Annotated in this window: 18 protein-coding genes; 17 read left to right on the top strand and 1 reads right to left on the bottom strand. The window is 55.1% G+C overall.

The features are described from left to right. Positions 1 to 48 precede the first annotated feature (48 nt). The 6 genes from ACP8MI_RS05435 to ACP8MI_RS05410 all read left to right on the top strand — a co-directional run bounded on the left by ACP8MI_RS05435 (position 49) and on the right by ACP8MI_RS05410 (position 6731). Positions 49 to 876 carry an undecaprenyl-diphosphate phosphatase gene (locus ACP8MI_RS05435; RefSeq protein WP_049148358.1) on the top strand — a complete coding sequence of 276 codons (828 nt, stop codon included), beginning with the start codon at positions 49 to 51 and terminating at the stop codon, positions 874 to 876. Positions 877 to 897: 21 nt separating this feature from the next. Beyond that, positions 898 to 2154 (top strand): cysteine--1-D-myo-inosityl 2-amino-2-deoxy-alpha-D-glucopyranoside ligase, encoded by a 1257-nt coding sequence (gene mshC, locus ACP8MI_RS05430; protein WP_049148284.1) that lies wholly within the window; start codon positions 898 to 900, stop codon positions 2152 to 2154. A gap of 18 nt (positions 2155 to 2172) precedes the next feature. Continuing rightward, positions 2173 to 2445: a phosphoribosyl-ATP diphosphatase gene (locus ACP8MI_RS05425; RefSeq protein ID WP_174232066.1), complete on the top strand. Its 273-nt coding sequence runs from the start codon at positions 2173 to 2175 to the stop codon at positions 2443 to 2445. Positions 2446 to 2482: 37 nt separating this feature from the next. Continuing rightward, positions 2483 to 3328 (top strand): ATP phosphoribosyltransferase, encoded by an 846-nt coding sequence (gene hisG / locus ACP8MI_RS05420; RefSeq protein WP_049148283.1) that lies wholly within the window; start codon positions 2483 to 2485, stop codon positions 3326 to 3328. Positions 3329 to 3443: 115 nt separating this feature from the next. Continuing rightward, on the top strand, positions 3444 to 4985 hold the full coding sequence (aspA, locus tag ACP8MI_RS05415; RefSeq protein ID WP_049148282.1) for an aspartate ammonia-lyase: 1542 nt from the start codon (positions 3444 to 3446) through the stop codon (positions 4983 to 4985). Positions 4986 to 5066: 81 nt separating this feature from the next. After that, the gene (locus ACP8MI_RS05410) at positions 5067 to 6731 is read left to right on the top strand and encodes a formate--tetrahydrofolate ligase (RefSeq protein ID WP_049148355.1); all 1665 of its coding nucleotides are present in this window, start codon (positions 5067 to 5069) and stop codon (positions 6729 to 6731) included. 55 nt (positions 6732 to 6786) lie between these two features. Here ACP8MI_RS05410 and ACP8MI_RS05405 read toward each other — a convergent pair whose 3' ends face one another. Continuing rightward, positions 6787 to 7635 (bottom strand): RecB family exonuclease, encoded by an 849-nt coding sequence (locus ACP8MI_RS05405; RefSeq protein ID WP_126843777.1) that lies wholly within the window; start codon positions 7633 to 7635, stop codon positions 6787 to 6789. A gap of 94 nt (positions 7636 to 7729) precedes the next feature. On the opposite strand from ACP8MI_RS05405, the gene ACP8MI_RS05400 reads away from it, so the two are divergent. From ACP8MI_RS05400 to ACP8MI_RS05350, 11 genes are all read left to right on the top strand, one after another. Next, positions 7730 to 9016 carry a M18 family aminopeptidase gene (locus tag ACP8MI_RS05400; RefSeq protein WP_049148280.1) on the top strand — a complete coding sequence of 429 codons (1287 nt, stop codon included), beginning with the start codon at positions 7730 to 7732 and terminating at the stop codon, positions 9014 to 9016. A 30-nt stretch (positions 9017 to 9046) separates the two neighbouring features. Then, positions 9047 to 9883 (top strand): tRNA (adenine-N1)-methyltransferase, encoded by an 837-nt coding sequence (locus ACP8MI_RS05395; RefSeq protein WP_337891787.1) that lies wholly within the window; start codon positions 9047 to 9049, stop codon positions 9881 to 9883. A gap of 207 nt (positions 9884 to 10090) precedes the next feature. Beyond that, entirely contained in the window at positions 10091 to 11623 is a 1533-nt protein-coding gene (arc, locus tag ACP8MI_RS05390; protein ID WP_490290742.1) for a proteasome ATPase, read from the top strand. 115 nt (positions 11624 to 11738) lie between these two features. Further along, the gene (gene dop, locus ACP8MI_RS05385; RefSeq protein ID WP_201810894.1) at positions 11739 to 13271 is read left to right on the top strand and encodes a depupylase/deamidase Dop; all 1533 of its coding nucleotides are present in this window, start codon (positions 11739 to 11741) and stop codon (positions 13269 to 13271) included. 112 nt (positions 13272 to 13383) lie between these two features. Next, positions 13384 to 13596, top strand: coding sequence for a ubiquitin-like protein Pup (locus ACP8MI_RS05380; RefSeq protein ID WP_018119533.1), 213 nt, complete (start codon positions 13384 to 13386; stop codon positions 13594 to 13596). Next, positions 13593 to 15029 (top strand): Pup--protein ligase, encoded by a 1437-nt coding sequence (gene pafA / locus ACP8MI_RS05375; RefSeq protein WP_018119532.1) that lies wholly within the window; start codon positions 13593 to 13595, stop codon positions 15027 to 15029. The genes ACP8MI_RS05380 and pafA overlap by 4 nt, the downstream gene beginning before the upstream one ends. Positions 15030 to 15034: 5 nt before the next feature. Further along, a complete protein-coding gene (locus ACP8MI_RS05370) occupies positions 15035 to 16081 on the top strand; it encodes a helix-turn-helix transcriptional regulator (RefSeq protein WP_018119531.1) in 1047 nt (348 codons plus the stop codon). Beyond that, entirely contained in the window at positions 16078 to 17076 is a 999-nt protein-coding gene (locus ACP8MI_RS05365; protein ID WP_049148277.1) for a helix-turn-helix transcriptional regulator, read from the top strand. Before ACP8MI_RS05370 ends, ACP8MI_RS05365 begins: the two co-directional genes overlap by 4 nt. Positions 17077 to 17139: 63 nt before the next feature. Continuing rightward, positions 17140 to 17460 carry a Sec-independent protein translocase subunit TatA gene (gene tatA / locus ACP8MI_RS05360; RefSeq protein ID WP_049148276.1) on the top strand — a complete coding sequence of 107 codons (321 nt, stop codon included), beginning with the start codon at positions 17140 to 17142 and terminating at the stop codon, positions 17458 to 17460. Positions 17461 to 17694: 234 nt separating this feature from the next. Continuing rightward, complete coding sequence (gene tatC / locus ACP8MI_RS05355; protein ID WP_049148275.1) at positions 17695 to 18735, top strand: twin-arginine translocase subunit TatC; 1041 nt, start codon at positions 17695 to 17697, stop codon at positions 18733 to 18735. Between the two features lie 11 nt (positions 18736 to 18746). Next, positions 18747 to 21557 (top strand): DEAD/DEAH box helicase, encoded by a 2811-nt coding sequence (locus tag ACP8MI_RS05350; protein WP_049148274.1) that lies wholly within the window; start codon positions 18747 to 18749, stop codon positions 21555 to 21557. The last annotated feature ends 10 nt before the right edge of the window (positions 21558 to 21567 follow it).

Below are 21567 nucleotides of genomic sequence, written 5' to 3'. Positions count from 1 at the left end.
ACTGCCAGCCACGCGGCTGAGGCCACAGCAGCAGCCGACGCGGTAGATATGACGTGGATCCAGGTCATTGTCTTAGCCATCGTCCAAGGCTTAACTGAATTTCTCCCCGTATCATCGTCCGGCCATCTGCGGATCTTCTCCGAGTTCTTCTGGGGCGCCGACGCGGGTGCGTCTTTTACTGCCGTCATTCAATTGGGCACGGAGATCGCCGTCGTGATCTTTTTCTGGCGCGAAATCGTCCAGATTGTGCGCGGTTGGTTGCGCGGGCTCGTCGACAAGAGCTCCCGTGGTGCGGACTGGAAAATGGGGTGGATGATCATCGTCGGCTCCATTCCGATTGGCGTCATCGGCTACCTTGCGAAAGATTTCATTCGCGATTCCCTGCGTAACCTGTGGATTACCGCCGCCGTGCTGATTCTGTTCTCGTTTGTGTTTATTGCGGCGGAGCGTTGGGGTAAAAAGACTCGTGGCAGTGGTGAGCTGAACTTCCGTGATGCCATCATCATGGGGTTGGCGCAATGTCTCGCATTGATCCCCGGAGTTTCCCGTTCTGGCGGCACGATTTCCGCCGGTCTGTTTTTGAACTTGGACCGTGAAGTAGCCACTCGCTTTAGCTTTCTGCTGGCGATTCCCGCTGTCATGGCATCCGGGCTATTTTCGCTTCCCGACGCCTTCGGCCCGTCCTCCGGGCAGGCCGCAAGTGGTGTGCAGCTAGCCGTCGGCACATTAGTGGCTGGCTTGGTTGGTTATGCCGCGATTGCTTGGCTGCTGAAGTTCGTCGCCAACCATTCGTTTGCGTGGTTTGCTGCCTATCGTATTCCACTGGGATTGCTGGTCATGCTGTTATTGGGGCTAGGAGTTCTGCAACCAGTCTAAACAGCATTACAGTAGAAGGTTATGAAATCTTGGCCTTTTCCTGCTGTCCCGACCATTCCAGCACGTCACGGCAACCCTGTGCCGCTCAAGCTTTATGACACCGCGGATCAACGCATCCGCGAGGTCAGCTTCCACAACCCCGAGGGGCCTGCAGGAATGTATGTCTGCGGTATTACCCCTTATGATTCAACGCATTTAGGGCACGCAGCAACCTATCTGACTTTCGACCTGGTGTATCGCGCGCTATTGGACAACGGGCGTTCAGTACATTTTGTACAAAACGTCACGGATGTCGACGATCCTCTCTTCGAGCGTGCCGAACGTGATAACCAGGACTGGCGCGAACTGGGCGAAGAGCAAACTAATTTGTTCCGCTCGGACATGGAACAGCTAGGAATTATCCCACCGCACGATTTTATGTCAGTCTCGGAAACCGTCGATGAGATTATCGAAATTGTCGGACGCCTGCTTGACCAGGGCAAGGCTTATGTCATTGATGGGGAATACCCGGATATTTATGCTCCGATCACCGCTACTGAGCAATTCGGCTATGAATCGAACTTTAACCGCGAGGACATGATGGAAGTCTTTGCCGAGCGCGGTGGGGATCCGGAACGCCCCGGTAAACGTGATGAGCTCGATGCCCTGATTTGGAAGGCCGAGCGGGAGGGCGAACCGTCCTGGGAGGCGCCATTTGGTCGCGGCCGTCCGGGTTGGCATATCGAATGTGCGGCTATCGCTGCGAACCGTTTGGGGGCGCGCTTCGATATCCAGGGAGGCGGTTCAGACCTGGTTTTCCCACACCATGAATTTTCCGCAGCCCACATCGAAGCAGCTTACGACGTCGATCGTATGGCAGGCCATTATGTCCACGCCGGAATGATCGGGTTGGATGGCACCAAGATGTCAAAGTCGTTGGGCAACTTGGTCTTTATTCACAAACTCACAGCCAATGGACACGAGTCATCTGCGATCCGCGTGGGCGTGTATTCCCAGCATTACCGGAGTGACCGGGATTGGTCCGATGAGGTGTTGGCAGAAAGCGAAAAACGTCTTGCTACCTGGCGGGACGCTGTGCAACAGCCTGGTGATCTGGAGCAGGCAGAAGCTCTGGTGCGCACAATCCGTGAGCGCATCGCTGATGATCTCGATTCACCTGGCGCATTGCGGGCTGTTGACGCCTGGGCAGAAAGTACCCGCGGCGGTGACGATGATCCGCAGGCTGCCGAACTTGTTGTATCCGCGCTCGATGCACTGTTTGGCATTTCACTCCGGTAACACAGGTTATGCCCTAGAATGGCCGTCGTGAAGAATTTTGACGAGTTGCATGCAGAACTTGCCCAGAAAGCACAGCAGCGCCCCGAAGGATCGGGGACTGTCCAAGCCCTTGATGCTGGCGTGCATCACATCGGCAAAAAAATTATTGAAGAAGCTGGCGAAGTCTGGATTGCCGCGGAATACCAATCAGATGAGGAACTGTCGGAAGAAATTTCCCAGTTGCTCTACTGGACACAAGTCATGATGGTCGCCCGCGGTCTTAATCCAAACGATATTTACCGCTATCTCTAATCAACGTTTTGCACAACTCCGAGGCTAATAAACTCTCATGATCAAAATCGCTGTTCCCAATAAAGGATCGCTTTCCGACGCTGCACAATCCATTTTGAAGGAAGCGGGGTATAAAACCCGCGGTTATAGCAAGGCATTGGCGGTCGCCGATACTGAGCACGACATCGAATTTTTCTTTTTGCGCCCAAAAGACATCGCCATCTATGTCGCTAACGGCCAGCTGGATCTAGGAATTACCGGACGCGACCTAGCTGCGGATTCACGGGCAGCAGTCGACGAGGTATTGCCGCTGGGGTTCGGTGATTCTCGTTTTTTCTTCGCTGCGCCAAATAACGAAGACTGGAAGGTCGAACAGCTCGCTGGAAAGCGCATTGCGACGTCTTATCCGAACTTGGTGCGGGATTACCTGGCGCAGCGCGGTATAGACGCAGAAGTTATCCGCTTGGATGGTGCGGTAGAAATTTCGATTAAATTGGGCGTTGCCGATGCCATCGCCGATGTGGTTTCGACGGGTAATACCTTGCGCCAGCAGGGACTGCAGGCATTCGGGGAGCCGATTATCGAATCCGAGGCAGTGGTCATTGCACGCCGCGGGGCAGAGATAACCTCCGAACAGCAGATTTTACTCTCCCGGATTCAGGGAATTTTGCATGCACAGAATTACGTGATGATTGATTACAACATCTCACGCGACAACCTGGACGAAGCTGCGAAGTTTACCCCGGGTTTGACTGGCCCAACGGTATCTCCGCTGGCACGCGAGAACTGGGTAGCGGTGCGCGCGCTGGTTCCACGCAAGCAAGCAAATAACCTTATGGATCAAATTTCTGCGGTGGGCGCCGAAGCTATTCTGGCTTCCGATTTACGCATCGCGCGTATGTAGTTCCGCAGGTACTCTGGGGGAGGCAACGGGCACAAAGCCGCCCTTAGTAATTGTTGCCCTCACTAAGTACAGCACGAATTATGGCGTAAACACGCGCAAAAGGAGTGACTCTCAGATGGCGAAGAAGTCGGACGAAAGCACAGAAAGCAGCAAGACGAAAAGCGACGCTAGCGCAGCTAACAAAGCGGATACGAAATCAACTAGTTCGTCGGGTTCACAATCAGCGACCTCGAAGAAGAAAACTCGTATTGAACGCGATCTGCTCGGCGAGATGGAAGTTCCCAACGATGTTTATTATGGCGTGCACACAATGCGTGCAATCGATAACTTCCAGATCTCGTGGGTAACCATCAACAATGTTCCCGAGTTCATTCGCGGCATGGTCATGGTGAAAAAAGCCGCAGCTATGGCCAACCGTCGTCTGCATACGCTGCCGAAGAAAAAAGCAGAAGCCATCATCTGGGCCTGTGACCAGATCTTGGAAGAAGGCCGGTGCATGGACCAATTCCCGCTCGATGTTTTCCAAGGCGGCGCCGGAACCTCGCTCAATATGAACACCAACGAGGTTGTTACCAACTTGGCTCTGGAGTACCTGGGCGAAGACAAAGGTGCCTACGATGTCATCAACCCCAACGACGACGTCAACATGTCACAGTCCACTAACGACGCGTACCCAACCGGTTTCCGTTTGGGCCTGATTGCGGTTCTGGATCGCTTGATCGACCAGATTGGTAAATTGGAACAGTCGTTTACCAAGAAGGCGCATGAATTTTCCGACATTCTGAAGATGGGCCGTACCCAGCTGCAGGATGCCGTTCCTATGACCCTTGGCGACGAGTTCCGCGCTTTCGGTGCCAACTTGGCAGAAGAGCAATCGGTATTACGCGAGGCTCAGGAGCGCCTGTTGGAAATCAACTTGGGCGCCACAGCAATCGGAACTGGGGTCAACACTCCTGCGGGATACCGGCACCAAGTCACCGCCGCACTGTCGGAGGTTTCTGGCCTGGAATTGAAGACGGCCCGTGACCTCATCGAAGCGACCTCGGACACCGGCGCCTATGTGCTGGCGCATTCAGCAGTCAAGCGTGCGGCCTCCAAGCTGGGAAAGATTAGTAATGACTTGCGCTTGCTGTCCTCGGGTCCTCGTACTGGCTTGAATGAGATCAATTTGCCGGAACGTCAGGCTGGTTCATCGATTATGCCTGCGAAGGTCAACCCGGTGATTCCGGAAGTTGTCAACCAAACCGTCTTCAAGGTATTCGGTAACGATCTCACTGTATCGATGGCTTCTGAAGCAGGTCAGTTGCAGCTCAACGTCATGGAACCAGTTATGGGTGAGGCCCTGTTCCAGTCCGTACGTATCTTGGGCAACGCCGTGGATGCTTTGCGCGAAAAATGTGTAGAAGGTATCACCGCAAATGCGGATGTGTGCCGTGAGTACGTAGAAAACTCCATCGGTATCGTCACATACCTGAACCCGCTGATCGGCCACCACCAGGGTGATCTCATTGGTAAAGAAGCAGCGAAGACCGGCAAGTCCGTCCGCGAATTGGTGCTGGAGAAAGGGCTGTTGGACGAAGAAACCGTCGACCGCGTTTTGTCCAAGGAAAATCTGATGCACCCAGAATTCCGCGGCAAACTCTATTTGGACGACTAGAAAACACCAGGCTGTGACCAGCGAGTCATACCACGAATAGAATGCCCATCACTGAAGCCCACAGCGGCTACAGTGGTGGGCATGAGTTCTATCCCAACCGATGTTGAAATCGCAAACAATCACAAGTTAGAGCCAATCACGGACATTGCACACAAGGCAGGCATTCCTGCTGAGGCCCTAGTTCCGTATGGCGAAAAGAAAGCCAAGATCGATACCAGTAAGCTCGATTGGAGCCGGGAAAACGGCAAGCTTGTGCTGGTCACCGGTGTCTCGCCTACACCGGCCGGCGAAGGAAAATCGACCACGCTGATCGGTCTCACCGACGCGCTGTCCCAAGCCGGCAAGAACGCCATGGTAGCCATCCGCGAACCGTCGCTGGGGCCTGTCATGGGTATTAAAGGCGGGGCAGCCGGGGGCGGTTATTCCCAGATCGTGCCCATGGACGAAATCAACCTGCACTTCAACGGTGACTTTCACGCGATCACCTCCGCCAATAACACGCTGGCTGCCTTGATCGACAACCATATTCACCAAGGAAATGAGCTAGGCATTGATCCGCGCCGCGTCACGTGGCAGCGCTGTGAAGACGTCAATGACCGCTCGCTGCGTTCCGTCGTCACCGGGCTGGGTGGCCCAGGCAACGGATCCCCGCGGGAATCTGGATTCACCATCACCGCGGCCTCAGAGATCATGGCCATCGTTGGTCTGTCCACTGATTTGGCCGATTTGCGTAAGCGTCTCGGCGATATCACCGTCGGCTACAGCTATGATAAAAAACCGGTGACTGCGCGGGAACTCGGCGCAGATGGTGCACTGACGGTGCTGCTGAAAGACGCACTGCAACCTAACTTGGTACAGACGCTCGGGGGAGTTCCAGCACTGGTGCACACCGGCCCGTTCGGTAATATTGCCCACGGCTGCAACAGTGTTCTCGCGACAAAAGTAGCGCTCAACCAAGCCGACATCGTGCTGACAGAGGCCGGGTTCGGATCTGACTTGGGCGCCGAAAAATTCTTCGACATCAAGGCCCGCCACGCTGATCTGAATGTCGATGCTGCCGTTGTCGTCGCTACGATTCGCTCACTGAAATTCAACGGTGGCGTAGCGAAAACTGACCTCGAAGAGTCTAATGTGGACGCTCTGGCAGCAGGCGTGGCCAACCTAGAACAACATGTCAATAACGTGCGTCAATTCGGCGTAACCCCAGTAGTAGCGCTAAATATCTTTGGTTCGGACTCCGCTGAAGAAATTGCGTTTATGCATGACTGGGCGCAGAAGTTCGATGTGGAGTTGGCTGAATCCACCGTATTTGCTCATGGCGGTGCCGGTGCGAAGGACCTTGCAGAAAAGGTGTTGGCAAACCTCAATGGTCAAAGCACAACCCTGTATGACCCTGCGAAGGGTGTGGAGGAATCAATCGCAACCATCGCACAACAGGTCTACGGAGCAAGCAACGTCGAGTACTCAGTTAATGCGCGCAAAGACTTAAACTATTTGCGTGAATGCGGCTGGGATCAATTGCCGGTCTGTATCTCGAAAACGCAGTATTCCTTCAGCGATGATCCTTCCCAGCTTGGTGCACCGAAGGGGCATACGCTGCACGTGCGCAAGTTGCTGCCTCGTACCGGTGCCGGATTTGTCCTGGCTCTGACTGGTGAGGTGATGACCATGCCTGGACTGCCGAAGCGCCCTGCGGCAGAAGCCATCGATATCAGTGACGACGGCGTCATCAGCGGTTTGTCGTAACCTCAACAAATTCACGGCCTGCGGATGCGCCGGGGGTGAGTCAGCAGCCCGTGGATTAATCGGCGGTTGATCCAGGCCAGCCGGGATACGGGGGAGGAGTTCCCCCGAACTCCGGGCAAAGTTTTTGGTGCGGGCACCATCCGCATAGCTTTGAGGTCTTGGTGCGGAAGTGTCCGCTACGGCCATCTCTTTCAATCTTGGCCCATAATTCTCCCAAGTCCCGCTCGAAAAATTCGAGTTCTTCTTGGGAAGGCGCAAGCACCATATCGTCGATAACCTTGATATACATCAGCCGTAATTGGTGCGGGATGGTCTCTCGCAGGCGCCAGTACACCAGCGCGTAAAACAGCATTTGAAATCGCGCGTTGTGGGAAAACCGGGGGATTGGCTTCTTGCCGGTTTTGTAGTCGACCACGCGGACTTCACCAGTTGGCGCTTTATCCACGCGGTCAATGAACCCACGCACCGGAACGCCATTAGGCAGGACGGTATCGACATACATCTCCACCGATTCCGCATCGAAACCTTGCGGGTTTTCCATCTGAAAATAGCCTTTTACCAGGCTGCGGCATTCCACCAAGAAATCATAGGTTTCTGCGTCTGGTACTAAATCTATAAGCTCATCGTCGGCAGAACACATCTTGTCCCAATTCGGTTTGAGCATTTTCACCGCGGCGGGGTAAGTGCGCTCATGAGCGGGCAGCTTGTGCATATCCTCTAAAACTGCGTGCACCAAAGTACCTTTGACCTGGGCCAAAGTTTTGGGTTCCGGCAATCTATCAATCGCGCGCAAACGGTACAACAACGGGCACTGTTGATAGTCGCCAGCCCGTGACGGTGACAACGCTAGTGGTTTCGGTTTTCGAGAACTCTGGGAATTTTTCGGTGTGCTCGTGGTGCTCATAATGTAATCCAGCTTAAACGGTGCACCTGGGTTACCACTAAGCTGGGTGAGACGGAAAGATGAGTGCGTTCGAACCGAAAGTGTGTGAGTAATAATGAATGAGATTAACCAGTTCATGGAGTTTCTGGATGCTGCGCCGAGTTCGTTTCATGCGGCACATCGGGTGGCTGAACAGCTAGTAGCATCTGGATTCCACAAACATGAGGAAGATCAGCCGTGGGATGCTAGCCCGGGAGGGCATGTCATCGTGCGTGATGGCGCGGTCATGGCCTGGTATGTACCGGAGGATGCGGGAACGAACTCCGGTTTCCGAATTATCGGTTCGCATACTGATTCTCCAGGATTCACTCTGAAACCACAGCCTGATAGTACGCAGCATGGCTGGCACCAGCTGGGTGTAGAAGTCTACGGTGGACCGATTATTTCTTCCTGGTTTGACCGGGAGCTTACCCTGGCAGGCCAGGTAATTCTGACCGACGGTTCCGAGCGGTTGGTGAATACCGGACCGCTGTTGCGGATTCCGCATTTGGCGATTCACCTCGATGGCTCGAAGGAGTTCAGCGTCGACAAGCAAAAACACTTGCACCCCATTATGGGGCTTGCCGACGCCGCCAGTGGCGCTATCCAGGACCAAGCCGGCCGCACTGGTATCGCGGAAGTGTTGGCGGATCAACTGGGGATTGCCGAATCAGATATTGCGTCCTGGAGTCTGATCACAGCCCCGTCGCAGCCTGCCGGATTATTTGGGGCGCAGGCGGATCTGCTGGCTTCTTCCCGCATGGATAATCTTTCCAGCGTGTTTGCTAGCTTGACTGCACTGCAGCGTGCCGTTGCTTCTGGTGATTTCAGCTCGGATATTGCAGTCTTGGCAGCTTTCGACCATGAAGAAGTCGGTTCTGCCTCGACGACGGGTGCGCAAGGCCCTATTTTGTCGGAGGTCCTAGAGCGCACCGCGACCGCGTTGGGAGCAGACCGTGAAAGCTATTTACAAATGCTGCGTCGTTCGTCGTGCGTGTCTGCAGATGCAGCGCATTCGATCCACCCGAATTATGCCGACAAGCATGATCCACATAATCCACCGATTATAGGTGGCGGTCCGGTCACCAAAATCAACTCGAAGCAGCGCTATGCTTCAAACGCTCGCACGATTGCATTGTGGGAAAATGCGTGCCGGGCTGCGATGGTCCCGATCCAAAATTATGTCAGCAACAACGCCGTACCGTGTGGTTCTACGATTGGCCCAGCTACGGCGACTGCGTTGGGTATCGATACCGTCGATGTGGGGGTGCCCATGTTGTCGATGCACTCGGCGCGGGAGATGATTGGCGTGCAAGATCAATTGTGGTTGTCACAAGCACTCGAGGCCTACCTGATTAACTAGCGCTGAACAATCTAAAAGAAAGGCTGCTTAATGGCATATTCTGGTCCGTTTAAATACGGTGATCGCGTGCAGCTCACCGATGCGAAACGTCGACACTTCACCCTGTATCTCAAAGAGGGCAATCAGTTTCACTCGCACCAAGGCATCGTCGAGCACGACGATATCGTCGGCATGGATGAAGGCTCGGTGATCACCTCGACGATGGGTGGCCAGTTTTTGATGTTCCGCCATTTGATGGTGGACCATGTGCTGTCGATGCCGCGCGGCGCCCAGGTAATTTACCCGAAAGATGCTGCTCAGATTCTCATCGAGGGCGATATTTTCCGTGGGGCAAAGGTTTTGGAAGCCGGTGCAGGCTCTGGTGCGCTCTCGATGGCGCTACTGCGTGCGGTGGGCCCGGAAGGCCACGTGTACTCCTATGAATTGCGCGAAGATCATATTGGCTATGCCATTGACAACGTCAAGGAATATTTCGGTGAACAGCCACAATGGTGGAGCCCGCGGTTAGGCGACTTCCAAGAGCTGACGCCAGAAGATACCGACGGCCCAGTAGATCGCATCGTGCTGGATATGTTGGAGCCTTGGGAGATGCTCACCACAGTAAAGAACATGCTGGTACCGGGCGGAGTATTCATTACGTATGTCGCCACAGTCCCGCAGTTGATGAAGGTCATGGAAGGCATTCGCGAGCAACAATGCTTCACCGAACCACGCGCATGGGAATCACTGGTGCGTGACTGGAAGGTCGAAGGGCTAGCGACACGGCCAGAACATCGTATGAATGCGCACACCGCGTTTTTGATCATGACCAGGCGGCTTGCCGACGGCGTCGTGCCGCCACGGCCCAAACGCAAGGCGCGACGCTAACTATTCGGGTACTAGCTCGCCTTAACGTAGCCATTCCTAGCCCGGTTTGTTAGGCTTTGCTTAAAGAAACGCATGGTTGCGGCCCAAAAATTCCTAGAAACTTACTTCTAGAAATTCACAGTGGTCAGGAATCGGATTAGCGCGACACACCCGTTACGTGCACAACTTTATGCACCATATCTGCAGAAGGGAGGTTCGGTCAGTCGTATGACGAAGACAACCCCGGACCCACAGCTACAGCTTCGCCGCGATGTGCGCGAGTTGCGCAAGCGCAACGAAAAACTAGCGACTCTGCTGAAGTCTTCACGCGATAAATTGGCCCAGCTGACCACTGAGCTCAACGCTTTGCAAGAACCGGTGTCCACGTATGGGGTGTTTTTGCGCTACGCCCCGGGTAACCGTCGGGAAGCTGACGTGTTTACCTCAACGCGTCGTTTGCGCGTCAACGTCTCGCCATTGCTGGAACACGAAATCCCCGCCGGCGCGCAAGTCCGGCTGGGTGAGGCAAGTGTCATCGTTGAAGATTGCGGTTTTACTTCCGATGGCGTTGTGATGCGTATTAGTGAGTTCGTCGATGGCGGTGGCGATGCCGATGGAGACGTCCGCGTTTTGGCTTCGACGCCGCAGGGCGATACACACGTGATTCATTTGGCAACGCCGTTGGTTGGAAGCGTTCGTGTCGGCGACAATGTGCTGGCCGATGTCAAGTCTGGGTTTGCTTTTGAACGCATTTCTCAGGCCGAAGTAACCCAACTTGCTCTAGAAGAAATCCCAGATGTCACCTACGACGATATCGGTGGTTTGGATGCGCAGATTGAGCAGGTCCGTGATGCCGTCGAGATGCCATTCGATCATCCGGAACTCTACCGCGATTATCAATTGCACCCGCCAAAAGGCGTGCTGCTGTATGGCCCGCCGGGCTGCGGTAAAACCTTGATCGCTAAGGCAGTGGCGCATTCGCTGGCATCACGCGTCGGGAATGGCTCGGCATCGTATTTCTTAAATGTCAAGGGCCCGGAGCTTCTCAACAAATACGTCGGAGAAACCGAACGCGTTATCCGATTAATTTTTGAACGTGCCCGCGAGTTGGCCTCTGACGGGGCGCCGGTGATTGTCTTTTTCGACGAAATGGAATCGATTTTCCGTACCCGTGGTACTGGCGTGTCTTCGGATATTGAAACCACAGCGGTGCCGCAGCTGCTTACCGAAATCGACGGGGTCGAAGGCCTCGATAACGTCATCGTGGTCGGTGCTACCAACCGGGAAGAGCTTATCGACCCCGCGTTGCTGCGGCCAGGCCGTTTGGACATCAAGGTGCGCATCTCGCGCCCTAGCAAGCAAGAAGCGCCAGATATTATCAGCCGCTATTTGCATGACGGTGTCCCACACATCGATCCGCTCAGTGTGCTTATCGACGGGGCAGTGGATGCGTTGTACGCTCCACGCCCGTTCGTGGAACTTACTCTTCGCGACGGCAGCACCGCGGTATTGCACTACGGTGATTTCGTCTCCGGTGCCTTGATTGCCAACGTGGTCGATCGCGCGAAAAAACTCGCGATCAAGGATTATATCGCTTCCGGATCCACTGGAGAGCACGGTATTTCTCTGCGGCATATTCAAGCAGCGGTGCGCACAGAACAAGATGAGAGCGAGGATCTGCCGAATACGGCGAATCCGGAAGAATGGAACCGCATCGTGAAGTTATCACAATCCGTGGTCTCCGCGCGGAGCCTGGCATAGCCGATCGAGCTGATCGGGGCGCTGCACGCGGAGTAGTCGTTGGAGCCACTGTTATGTCAGAAACTGATAGGCCGGAATAAGGAAAATGAACAGCAACCAGAATTTTCATCGGTTCATGGGTACCGAAACCGAATACGGTATTTCCACGCCAACGCAGCCAAAGCTCAGCCCAATTGTGACCTCCACGCATGCTGTGGTGAGCTACGCACTCCGGAATATTGGCACCCGTTCTCGCTGGGACTTCGCCGCTGAGCATCCCACCCGTGATACCCGCGGTGGTGATCGGCAGCGGTACCGTACCGGCTCCATGGTGGATCCAGAGACCTTAGGCGTGGCGAACGTCGTGACGCACAGCGGTGCGCGCTTTTACGTCGATCATGCCCACCCTGAGTACTCGTCGCCAGAATGCAGTGATGCTTGGCAGGCCATGATCTACGACCAAGCCGGCGACCGCATCGCGTTGCAAGCCATCAATGACGTGGCAACTTTTGCCGAAAGCGGCACGTCGGCCCTAGCCAATCACGGCGCGTGTCCGCCGTTGAAAATCTACAAGAATAATGTGGATGGCAAGGGCGCGTCGTATGGTTCGCACGAAAACTACTTGTACCCGCGCACCACGGATTTTGCCGCCATTGCAGATGGTCTCATCCCGTTTTTTGTCACCCGCATCATCATGATCGGTGCCGGCCGCGTTGGGCTGGGGCAGCGTGGCGAAACCCCGGGATTCCAGATTTCGCAGCGCGCGGATTATATCGAGCAGGAAATCTCTTTAGAGACCACGCTGAACCGCGGTTTGATCAATACTCGCGACGAGCCGCATACCGATGCCGAGACTCACGGCCGCCTGCATGTGATCACCGGAGATGCGAATATGTCGCAGACCGCAACGCTTCTGAAACTAGGGACCACAGCCTTGGTCTTGGATGCTATTGACGCGGGCGTGAACTTTACTGATCTGCGTCCAGCGGATCCGGTAGCTGAGATTTCTGCGGTAAGCCATGATTTAAGTCTGACCCATAAAATCACGCTAGCCGACGGTTCCCGCGCCACAGCAATTGAGATCCAGCGAGAATACCTCAAGCGTGTGCGGGACATCGCCACAACGGACACCGCTACCGGTCCGTCCGCGGTCGAAACGAAAGTGCTGGAGTTGTGGGAAGAAGTCCTAGACTTGCTTGCCGACGACCCGCTGTCAACTTCCCACCTGCTGGATTGGACTGCGAAATACGCGTTGATCAAAGGCTACCTCGACCGTGGTGTCGCGGTAAATGATCCGAAAATCGCGCTCATTGACTTGCAGTACACCGATGTCGACCCTGCGAAGTCTCTCTACCACGCTCTGGTGCGAAAAGGCCGGATGCGAACGTTAGCCAGCGAAGACGACATCAATGCTGCGATGGCAATGCCGCCTGCAGAGTCACGAGCCTGGACCCGCGGACGCATGATCGAACGCTTCGCCGATGAGTTGGTTGCCGCAAACTGGCAGGAACTGCATTTCGCTGATGCAGAAAGCCCCGGTGGTGAGATCTTTGTGGACCTGACGGATCTCACCAGATTGAATAAGGCAGCAGCCGAAGACATCATCAGCAGTTCAGCGAATGCGCCAGAAGCAGCGCGAAGGCTCAACCACGTGCAAAAAACTGACTAACGTTTGTTGGAAACACCGAGCTGAAAGCACCGGCGCAAATCTGCGGCAATCGGCACAACGGTATACAGCACAACGACAAACGCCACAACGACAACGACGAAAGAGGATTATTATGGCCACGAACCCACAACACAATTCCAGTGCACAAACTTCACACACTGCTTATTCCGCAGGCGATGATAGTACCGACAACGATGATTTCGTCGGCGGCCAAGCACAAATTTCTACCTCAGGCACCGATGATCTTCTCGATGAAATCGATGGCTTGCTGGAATCAAACGCAGAAGAATTCGTCCGTTCCTACGTGCAAAAGGGTGGACAGTGAGTTCCGTATTTACCCGACGCATCATGGGGGTGGAAACCGAATACGGGATTACCGCGACTGCAGCCAATGGCACCCATACGCTGGGGGCAGCTGAGGTTGCGCGTTACCTTTTTGAACCCATCGTGGATGAACACGGCAGTTCGAACATCTTTAGCGCGAATGGTTCGCGATTGTATTTGGACATGGGCGCCCACCCGGAAATCGCCACCGCAGAATGCGACAGCATTACCCAGTTATTGAACTATGAGCGTGCCGGCGACCGCATCCTCGATGAACTAGCCCAGCGTGCAGAGCAGAAACTGGTGCGCGACGGCGTCGGCAAGCATGTCTATTTGTTCAAAAACAACCTGGACTCTCACGGAAACTCCTACGGATGCCACGAGAATTATCTGATCTCTCGTTCCATGGTGCTCCGCGCGATCGGCCGAGCACTGGAGCCGTTGATGGTGACCAGGCAATTGATCTGTGGGGCTGGCTTGATTGAGCCAGAAACCGACGAACACCCAGCACGCTTCGTACTTTCACAACGCGCGGATCAAGTGTGGGAAGGCGTATCGTCGGCAACCACCCGGGCGCGTCCAATGATTAATTCCCGGGACGAGGCTCATGCGGACTCGCAACGCTACCGGCGTTTGCACGTTATTGGCGGCGATACCAACCTCTCCGAACCGACGTTTGCCTTAAAAGTAGGCTCCGCGCTGCTAGTGCTGGAAATGATCGAAGCTGAACGCGAGCTTCCGGACTTCGAGCTTGCAGATCCGATCGGGCAAATCCGCGAGATTTCCCGTGACCTGAGTGGTCGCACGCAACTCCGCTTAAAAAACGGCGGGACTGTAACCGCTCTGGAAATCCAACAAGCGTTGTGCGGCCACGCGGCTGACTGGTTGGAAGTCCGCGACGATTATCTCGACGATGCTGGACATGGCGGCTCAACGACCAGTGAAATGCGCCGCGTCGTTGATCTATGGCGCCGGGCACTTGATGCCCTGGAGTCGCAAGATTTCTCTCAAGTCAATCGTGAGCTCGACTGGGTAATCAAGAAAGAATTATTTGACCACTACCGGGCCCGGCTCGGTGATGATTGGTCGCATCCGAAACTCGCGCAAATTGACCTCGCCATGCACGATATCCGCCCTGGTCGGGGAATTTTCCAGGTCTTGCAGGATAAAGGCAGGGTAGAGCGATGGACAACGGATGAGGCGATTACTGCGGCCATGGATACCCCGCCGGACACCACTCGCGCGCACCAGCGTGGGAAATTTTTGGCCCGGGCACGGGAAACCGAGACGGAGTTTGCTGTGGATTGGTCTCGGATGAAGATCACAGAACCGGCCCGGCTGGAATATACTTTTGGTGATCCATTCGCTACTGACAGCCCCGAACTCGAGGAATTGCTTGCTTTGATGAACAGGGGCGCCAACGATACGGAGTAATCACCATGGCAGCAGCTGCAACGCCCGCCCCGCGCAAAGAGACCGGTCCGCGCTACGATGCGGCTGTAGAGCGGCTGACGAACCTTACTTTTGCGCTGCAGGGTGCCGCACAATCCGGTGGCAACCCAGACCGTAGTGCAGACTGGATTCACGCCAACGTCGCCGGCTACCACGAAAATAAGCATAGCTTCCGTGTGCAATTGCAGCGCGATGTTGCAACACTGGCACGCGCCGGGGTCTACATCGATAGTTCTGCCGGTGACGGCGCGGATGGTCCAACATACCGGCTGAATCCGGAGTCTTACCGGTTACCGGAGGTATCTTTTAGCCCCCAAGAGGCCACCGTGCTGGGAATTGCGAGCGAGGTCGGACGCGAGGGCGGCTTGGGGGCGCTCAGCACCGCTGGTTGGACGAAGCTCGCGGCATCAGGTGCACACCGCGATATTAGGCCCGGTGCAGGCTTCATCGCTGACAACGACATCACGCGTTTGGACCCGGAAGTACTACGGGCGATTTTAACCGGGGTGGCGCATAAATTACGGGTAACTTTTTATTATCAGCATCATTCTGGTGCGCAGCCACAGCGCCGCACCATGGATTTGTGGGGCCTGGTGCCGCGTCGGAACCGTCTTTATGTCGTTGGATGGGACGTGGACCGACAAGCAGAACGTTCGTTTCGGTCCACCCGCATTAGTGATATTCGCCGTTCTCGCCAGGCTGCTACACACACCGAACCCAGCGGTTCGCTGCGCGATATCGTAGAGAAAACACTTGCTGCACGAGATACCGTGAATGCGACGATTCGCACCCGTCGCCACGCTGCTCCGCCGCTAGAACAAGCGGCATCCTCGGTGCACAATGCTGCAGAACACCATGCTGCAGAACACAACGCTGCAGACAACGATGGGGATGTAGTTTTGACCATCACCGGAGCAGATCGGGACTGGTTGTTGCGCACGTGTGCTGCGTATGCCGCAGAAGCGGTCGTGGAAACCCCTGTGGATCTTCGCGAGCAGGTCTACCAGTTATTGCAGAAAGCGAGTCAGGGATGAAAAAGACGAAGCACACAGATTCACCGGAAAAACTCGCGGCATTAGTGCAATCGTTGAATTTAGTGCCTTATTTTAAGGCCCACCCAGACCGCAGCATCTTTGAGGCAGCTAAAGACTTAGGATTGACTCCGGATGAATTGGTTCGGGCACTGGGACGTTTGCACTGCAGCGGAATCAGCTCGCAGACGCAGGATCTCATCGATTTGAGCTACGAACTGACCACCGGCGTCGTTATTCACGATGATCAAGGAATGGATTCCTCACTGCGGTTGACACCGACCGAAGCCGGGGCACTGCTGCTCACAGTCGAAGTGCTGGAAACAATGCCAGGGCTGGTGGATCGTTCCGCGGTAGTGTCAGCAGCTGAAAAGCTACGCTCGATCATGGATGATCGTTCGCGTGCCATCTACGACAGCATTGTCGAGCATTCTTCTGCTACCGAAGACGCCCAATCTCAGCTATCGCAGGCGTTGAGCACGAAAAAGCGCGTGCGTTTTGACTATTGGTCAGCCTCGTCGAACAGCACGAGTTCCCGCACGGTTGATCCGGCTCGGATTTTTATCCGCGGTGATGCCGCCTATTTAACCGCTTATGTGGAAGATTATGGCGAGCACCGCAATTTCCGGATTGATCGCATGCGCAACGTGGAAATTTTGGCAGAAACGGCGCGGCCACGCGCAACACAATTGGATTTTTCGAGCGATGATCCGTTCGGATTCCGTGATTCCACCAGGGCTACAGTTGCCATCGCCCCTGATGCATTATGGATGCTGGACGAATATGACATGCGACGAGATGACGAAGTAGACGGTGATACCAACGATTGGGTACGCGCCACCATGCCGGTAGGCAGTACTGGATGGTTTGCGCGTTTCGCGTTGAGCCACGCTGATCATCTTCGTGTGCTAGCCCCAGATGATCTTGCCGACGCGGTGCGTGCACAAGCCCAGGCGGCGTTGCAGCGTTATAGTATGGTTGATACCGATAAATCTTAATGACTCGCCCGGCTATTGCAATCAATAAACGCGATGGCTGTGACGTTGAGAAAGGCGCGATTGATGAGTATCAGCCCCACCCAAATTTTGTTGATCTTGGTCATCATCCTGTTGCTATTCGGCGCTAAAAAGCTACCAGATTTGGCGCGTTCGGTAGGCCGTTCTACGCGTATTTTGAAATCGGAAATGCGCGAAATGAGCAACGACGATGCCGAGTACCAGAATGGTCGGAATCAGCAGACTCAGCAGCCACAACAGACACAGCAGGCGATCAGCCAACAGGGCTCCCAACCTCAGCAGCCATCGCAGCAGCAACAACAGCCGCAGATGGATGCTGAAGATTTCTGGAATAAACCAGAAAACCAGCCACGGTCGCAAAACTAACTAGGCCCCGGTAGCTGCCTTATGGTTGCACTGATACCGCGCTTCGTTCAACTGGTTTAGCTTATGACGTCACCGCATTCCCATTCACAACCGGCTGCTGCCGGATCATCACGCACGGATGCGCCCCAGACCGGGCGTTCTGTGCGTGCCGTACGCGGCGATACCACACTAGTATCACGGCTGCGTTCCCTGCGGAATAGCTCCAAAAGGAAGAAAAAATCCCCAACCGGCGATATGTCGTTGGTGGAACATCTGAAAGAGCTTCGCCGCAGGGTCATCATTTCCACGTTGGCCGTGATCGCTGGTGCAGTCGTAGGGTTTATTTGGTATCAAAATGCCCCGGGCCCGATCCCGCCGTTGGGCGAAATTTTGCGTGGCCCCTACTGTGGCGTCGACCCGGAGCTTCGGGCGGATTTCACTTCGTCGGGGGAGTGTCGTCTATTGGCGACGAGTGCGATGGAAATGTTTATGCTGCGCCTGAAAATCGGCGCGCTAGCAGGCGCAGTTTTGGCGGCTCCGGTGTGGCTGTACCAAATCTGGAAGTTCATCACCCCCGGGTTATTGCGTAATGAGCGCCGTTGGACTATCAGTTTTGTCACCATCGCGGTGGTGCTGTTTCTATCTGGAACCGTGTTGGCATACTTCTCGCTGTCGATCGGGCTGAACTACCTGCTGACAATCGGTTCCGATTTCCAAACCGCAGCGCTGACCGGGCAAGAATATTTCAGCTTTGTGGTCGCGATCATGATCATTTTCGGCGTCAGCTTTGAAATCCCGCTGGTCATCGTCATGCTCAATCTAGTGGGGGTATTGCGCTATGAGTCAGTGCGCACGAAGCGTCGGCACACCATCGTCATAATCTTCATTTTTTCTGCGCTTATCACTCCAGCACAAGACCCCTATTCGCTAACGATTTTGGCCATAGCAATTATTTTGCTGGTTGAGTTGGCCTTCCAGTTCTGTCGCATCAACGACAAACGCCGTGCAAAAAACGAACCAGACTGGTCCGGACTGTCCGATGAGGAAGCTTCTCCGCTGGACTATCATCCCGAACGGGCTAGCGTGTCAGGCCCTGTTGCGCAGCCAAAATCTGTCTCTTCCGACAGCAGAACTTCGGCTCAAGTGTATTCACCGCATTCCACGCAGCATGGTCCAGGGGGCACGCCCGCACAGGCTTCAGGGCAAAGCCAGCCAACACAGCAATATGCGCACCAGCAGCAACACAGCACACACAAATCCCGGGGTCACGGTTCTAGCTTCGACGATATTTTGTAGCCTGGGGAACTATGATGGGCACCCATTTTGAGACCTTCCGCAGTCAATTGGATTACGAGCTCGATCCTTTCCAGATTCAAGGGTGCGTGGCCGTCGAAAACGGCCAGGGCGTTCTCGTTTGTGCTCCAACTGGGGCAGGAAAAACCGTTGTTGGTGAATTTGCGGTGTCGTTGGCGCTATCCCGCGGGACAAAGTGCTTCTACACGACGCCAATCAAGGCACTTAGCAACCAGAAATTCCATGATCTCATCGACGTCCACGGTCCAGATGCTGTAGGGCTACTCACTGGTGACGTATCGATTCGGCCCGATGCTGAGATCGTCGTGATGACCACCGAAGTCTTGCGCAACATGATTTATGCGAAGTCTCCAGCTCTTGATCGACTCACACACGTCGTGATGGATGAGATCCACTTCCTGGCTGATCAAGCCCGCGGCGCGGTATGGGAAGAAGTCATCCTGAACCTCGAAGAACATATCTCGATCATTGGTCTATCGGCCACGGTATCGAATTCAGAGGAATTTGGCCGCTGGCTTTCTGCTGTCCGCGGAGATACCGAAGTAATCGTTTCAGATACCCGGCCTGTGCCTCTTGAACAATGGATGTTGCTCGGGCAGAAGGTCTACCCACTGTTTGCACCTGGAACGGACATTGCAGGCGATGATGTTGCAGAGCGAGCTACAAAGGTCAATCCAGAGTTACAGCGCCGTGTTGCACGTTTGGAAGCAGGAGACGCCGATGATGGCAGGGCCGATTTCCAGGCTGGACAAGGATTTCGTTCCCGCTCGGTAAAAGGCACGAGTTCATCGCGCAGCGGTGTTGTCCGCCCACAGGATAAGTACCGTCCGCTAGGCCGGCCAGAGGTTCTGCGTATTTTGCAGGGGCAAAATATGTTGCCGGCAATTATTTTCATCTTCTCCCGAGCGGGCTGTGACGGTGCGCTGCACCAGTGCTTGCGCTCAAAGATGGTGCTTACCGACGACGATGAACAGCGCACTATAGCGGAAATCATCGATGCCGGCGTGGAAGGAATCCCACAAGAAGATCTGGAGATTCTTCGGTTCTCACAGTGGCGCAAAGCGCTGATTCGGGGTTTCGCTGCTCACCACGCGGGTATGCTTCCTGCCTTTAGGCATATCGTGGAAGAATTGTTCGTCCGCGGTCTGGTACGTGCGGTCTTTGCTACTGAAACGCTGGCACTCGGCATCAATATGCCGGCTCGCAGTGTCGTACTAGAAAAACTCGTGAAATTTAACGGTGAAGCTCACGTAGATCTCACCCCCGGCCAGTACACTCAGCTCACTGGCCGTGCGGGGCGACGTGGTATCGACACGATTGGTAATGCGATCGTGCAGTGGGCACCAGCGATGGATCCGCAACGCGTCGCGGGGCTTGCCTCAACCCGCACCTATCCGCTGATTTCCACGTTTGAGCCCGGCTACAACATGGCGATCAACCTGCTCAATAACTTGGGCATGGACGATGCACTACGCCTGTTGGAAAAGTCGTTTGCCCAGTATCAAGCTGACGGTTCGGTGGTGGAAGAAACACGCGAGATCGAACGCGCAGTCCATCGCGTCGACAAGCTACGAGAACAGCTCAACGACGCGATCGCGGCCTTCGCACCGCCTTCGACTGACGACGAAGATCCCGCGCAATTGCTATCCGAATACGTCGAACTGCGGAAACGCCTCAGCGTGGAAGAGAAGTCTGCGAAAACCCGGGCCAAGGAAGAACGCAATGACGAAACCCGCGCTATTTTGGCGAAGCTGCAGATCGGTGACGTGATTGCGTTACCAAGCAAGAAACGGCCGGTCCTGGCAGTTGTCAATACGCCTGCTAATCAGACTGCTGACCCACGTCCGTGGATCACCACCGAAAAAGGCTGGTCGGCGCGCATTGATTCCAGTGGCTTTGAGAATCCGCCAGCGATCATTGGCCGCATGAAGTTACCGCCAAAAGCTGTGAAAAATCCCCGGCGACACAACCACGTTGTCGTCGACAAGTTCGCGAAAGAAAAATACCCCCGGCCCAAGAAGATGAAACTACGGGCGCGGGTGCGCGATACGCAACGCATCACAAAGATTCGCACAGCGATGAAAGAACACCCGGCACATGCTTGGCCGGCTCTGGAGCGCGAACAACTCACCCAGCTGGCGCAAAAATATGTGCGCCGGAAAAACGAACTTGCGCGGCTGCAGGACACCGTTGATAAAGCCACAGAAACCCTCGGTGATATGCTGCGGCGCATCGTCGATCTGCTCACTGAACTTGACTACGTGGACGTTATCGATGGCGAACCCACGGTGAGTGCGGAGGGTGAGAAGCTTGCGCAAGTGCATAATGCTTCGGATTTGTTAGTCGCGCAGTGTCTAAAGCGCGGGATTTGGCAGAATCTCGACCCGGCAGAACTCGCCGGGGTGGTCTCAATGTGCACCTTCGAAAACCGTCGCGCCACTGGTGGGCAGGTATTTGAAGGCGTAACTGATGAGATGACCACGGCGATGGAGCACACCATGCGTTTGTGGGAGGAGCTCATTGCCGACGAGGCTCGACACGGGCTCCCGAATACTCGGGAACCAGAGCCTGGTTTTAGCATCGCGATCCACCAATGGTGTGCTGGTGCTCCGCTCGGGTACTGTCTGGCCGCAGCCGCGGAATCCGGTGCTGAGCTGACTCCTGGTGATTTTGTGCGCTGGTGCCGCCAAGTCATCGACCTGTTGCAGCAGGTGGCAAAGACTGGCTATAGCGGTGATATTAAGCGCATGGCCGGACAGGCAATTGGTGCCATTAACCGCGGCGTGGTGGCTATTGGCAGCTAGGGGCTTCCCG

This window comes from Corynebacterium sp. LaCa_70, assembly GCF_058182015.1.
The sequence above is the reverse complement of the archived record's forward strand: the minus strand, read 5'-3'. Positions and strand labels throughout refer to the sequence as shown.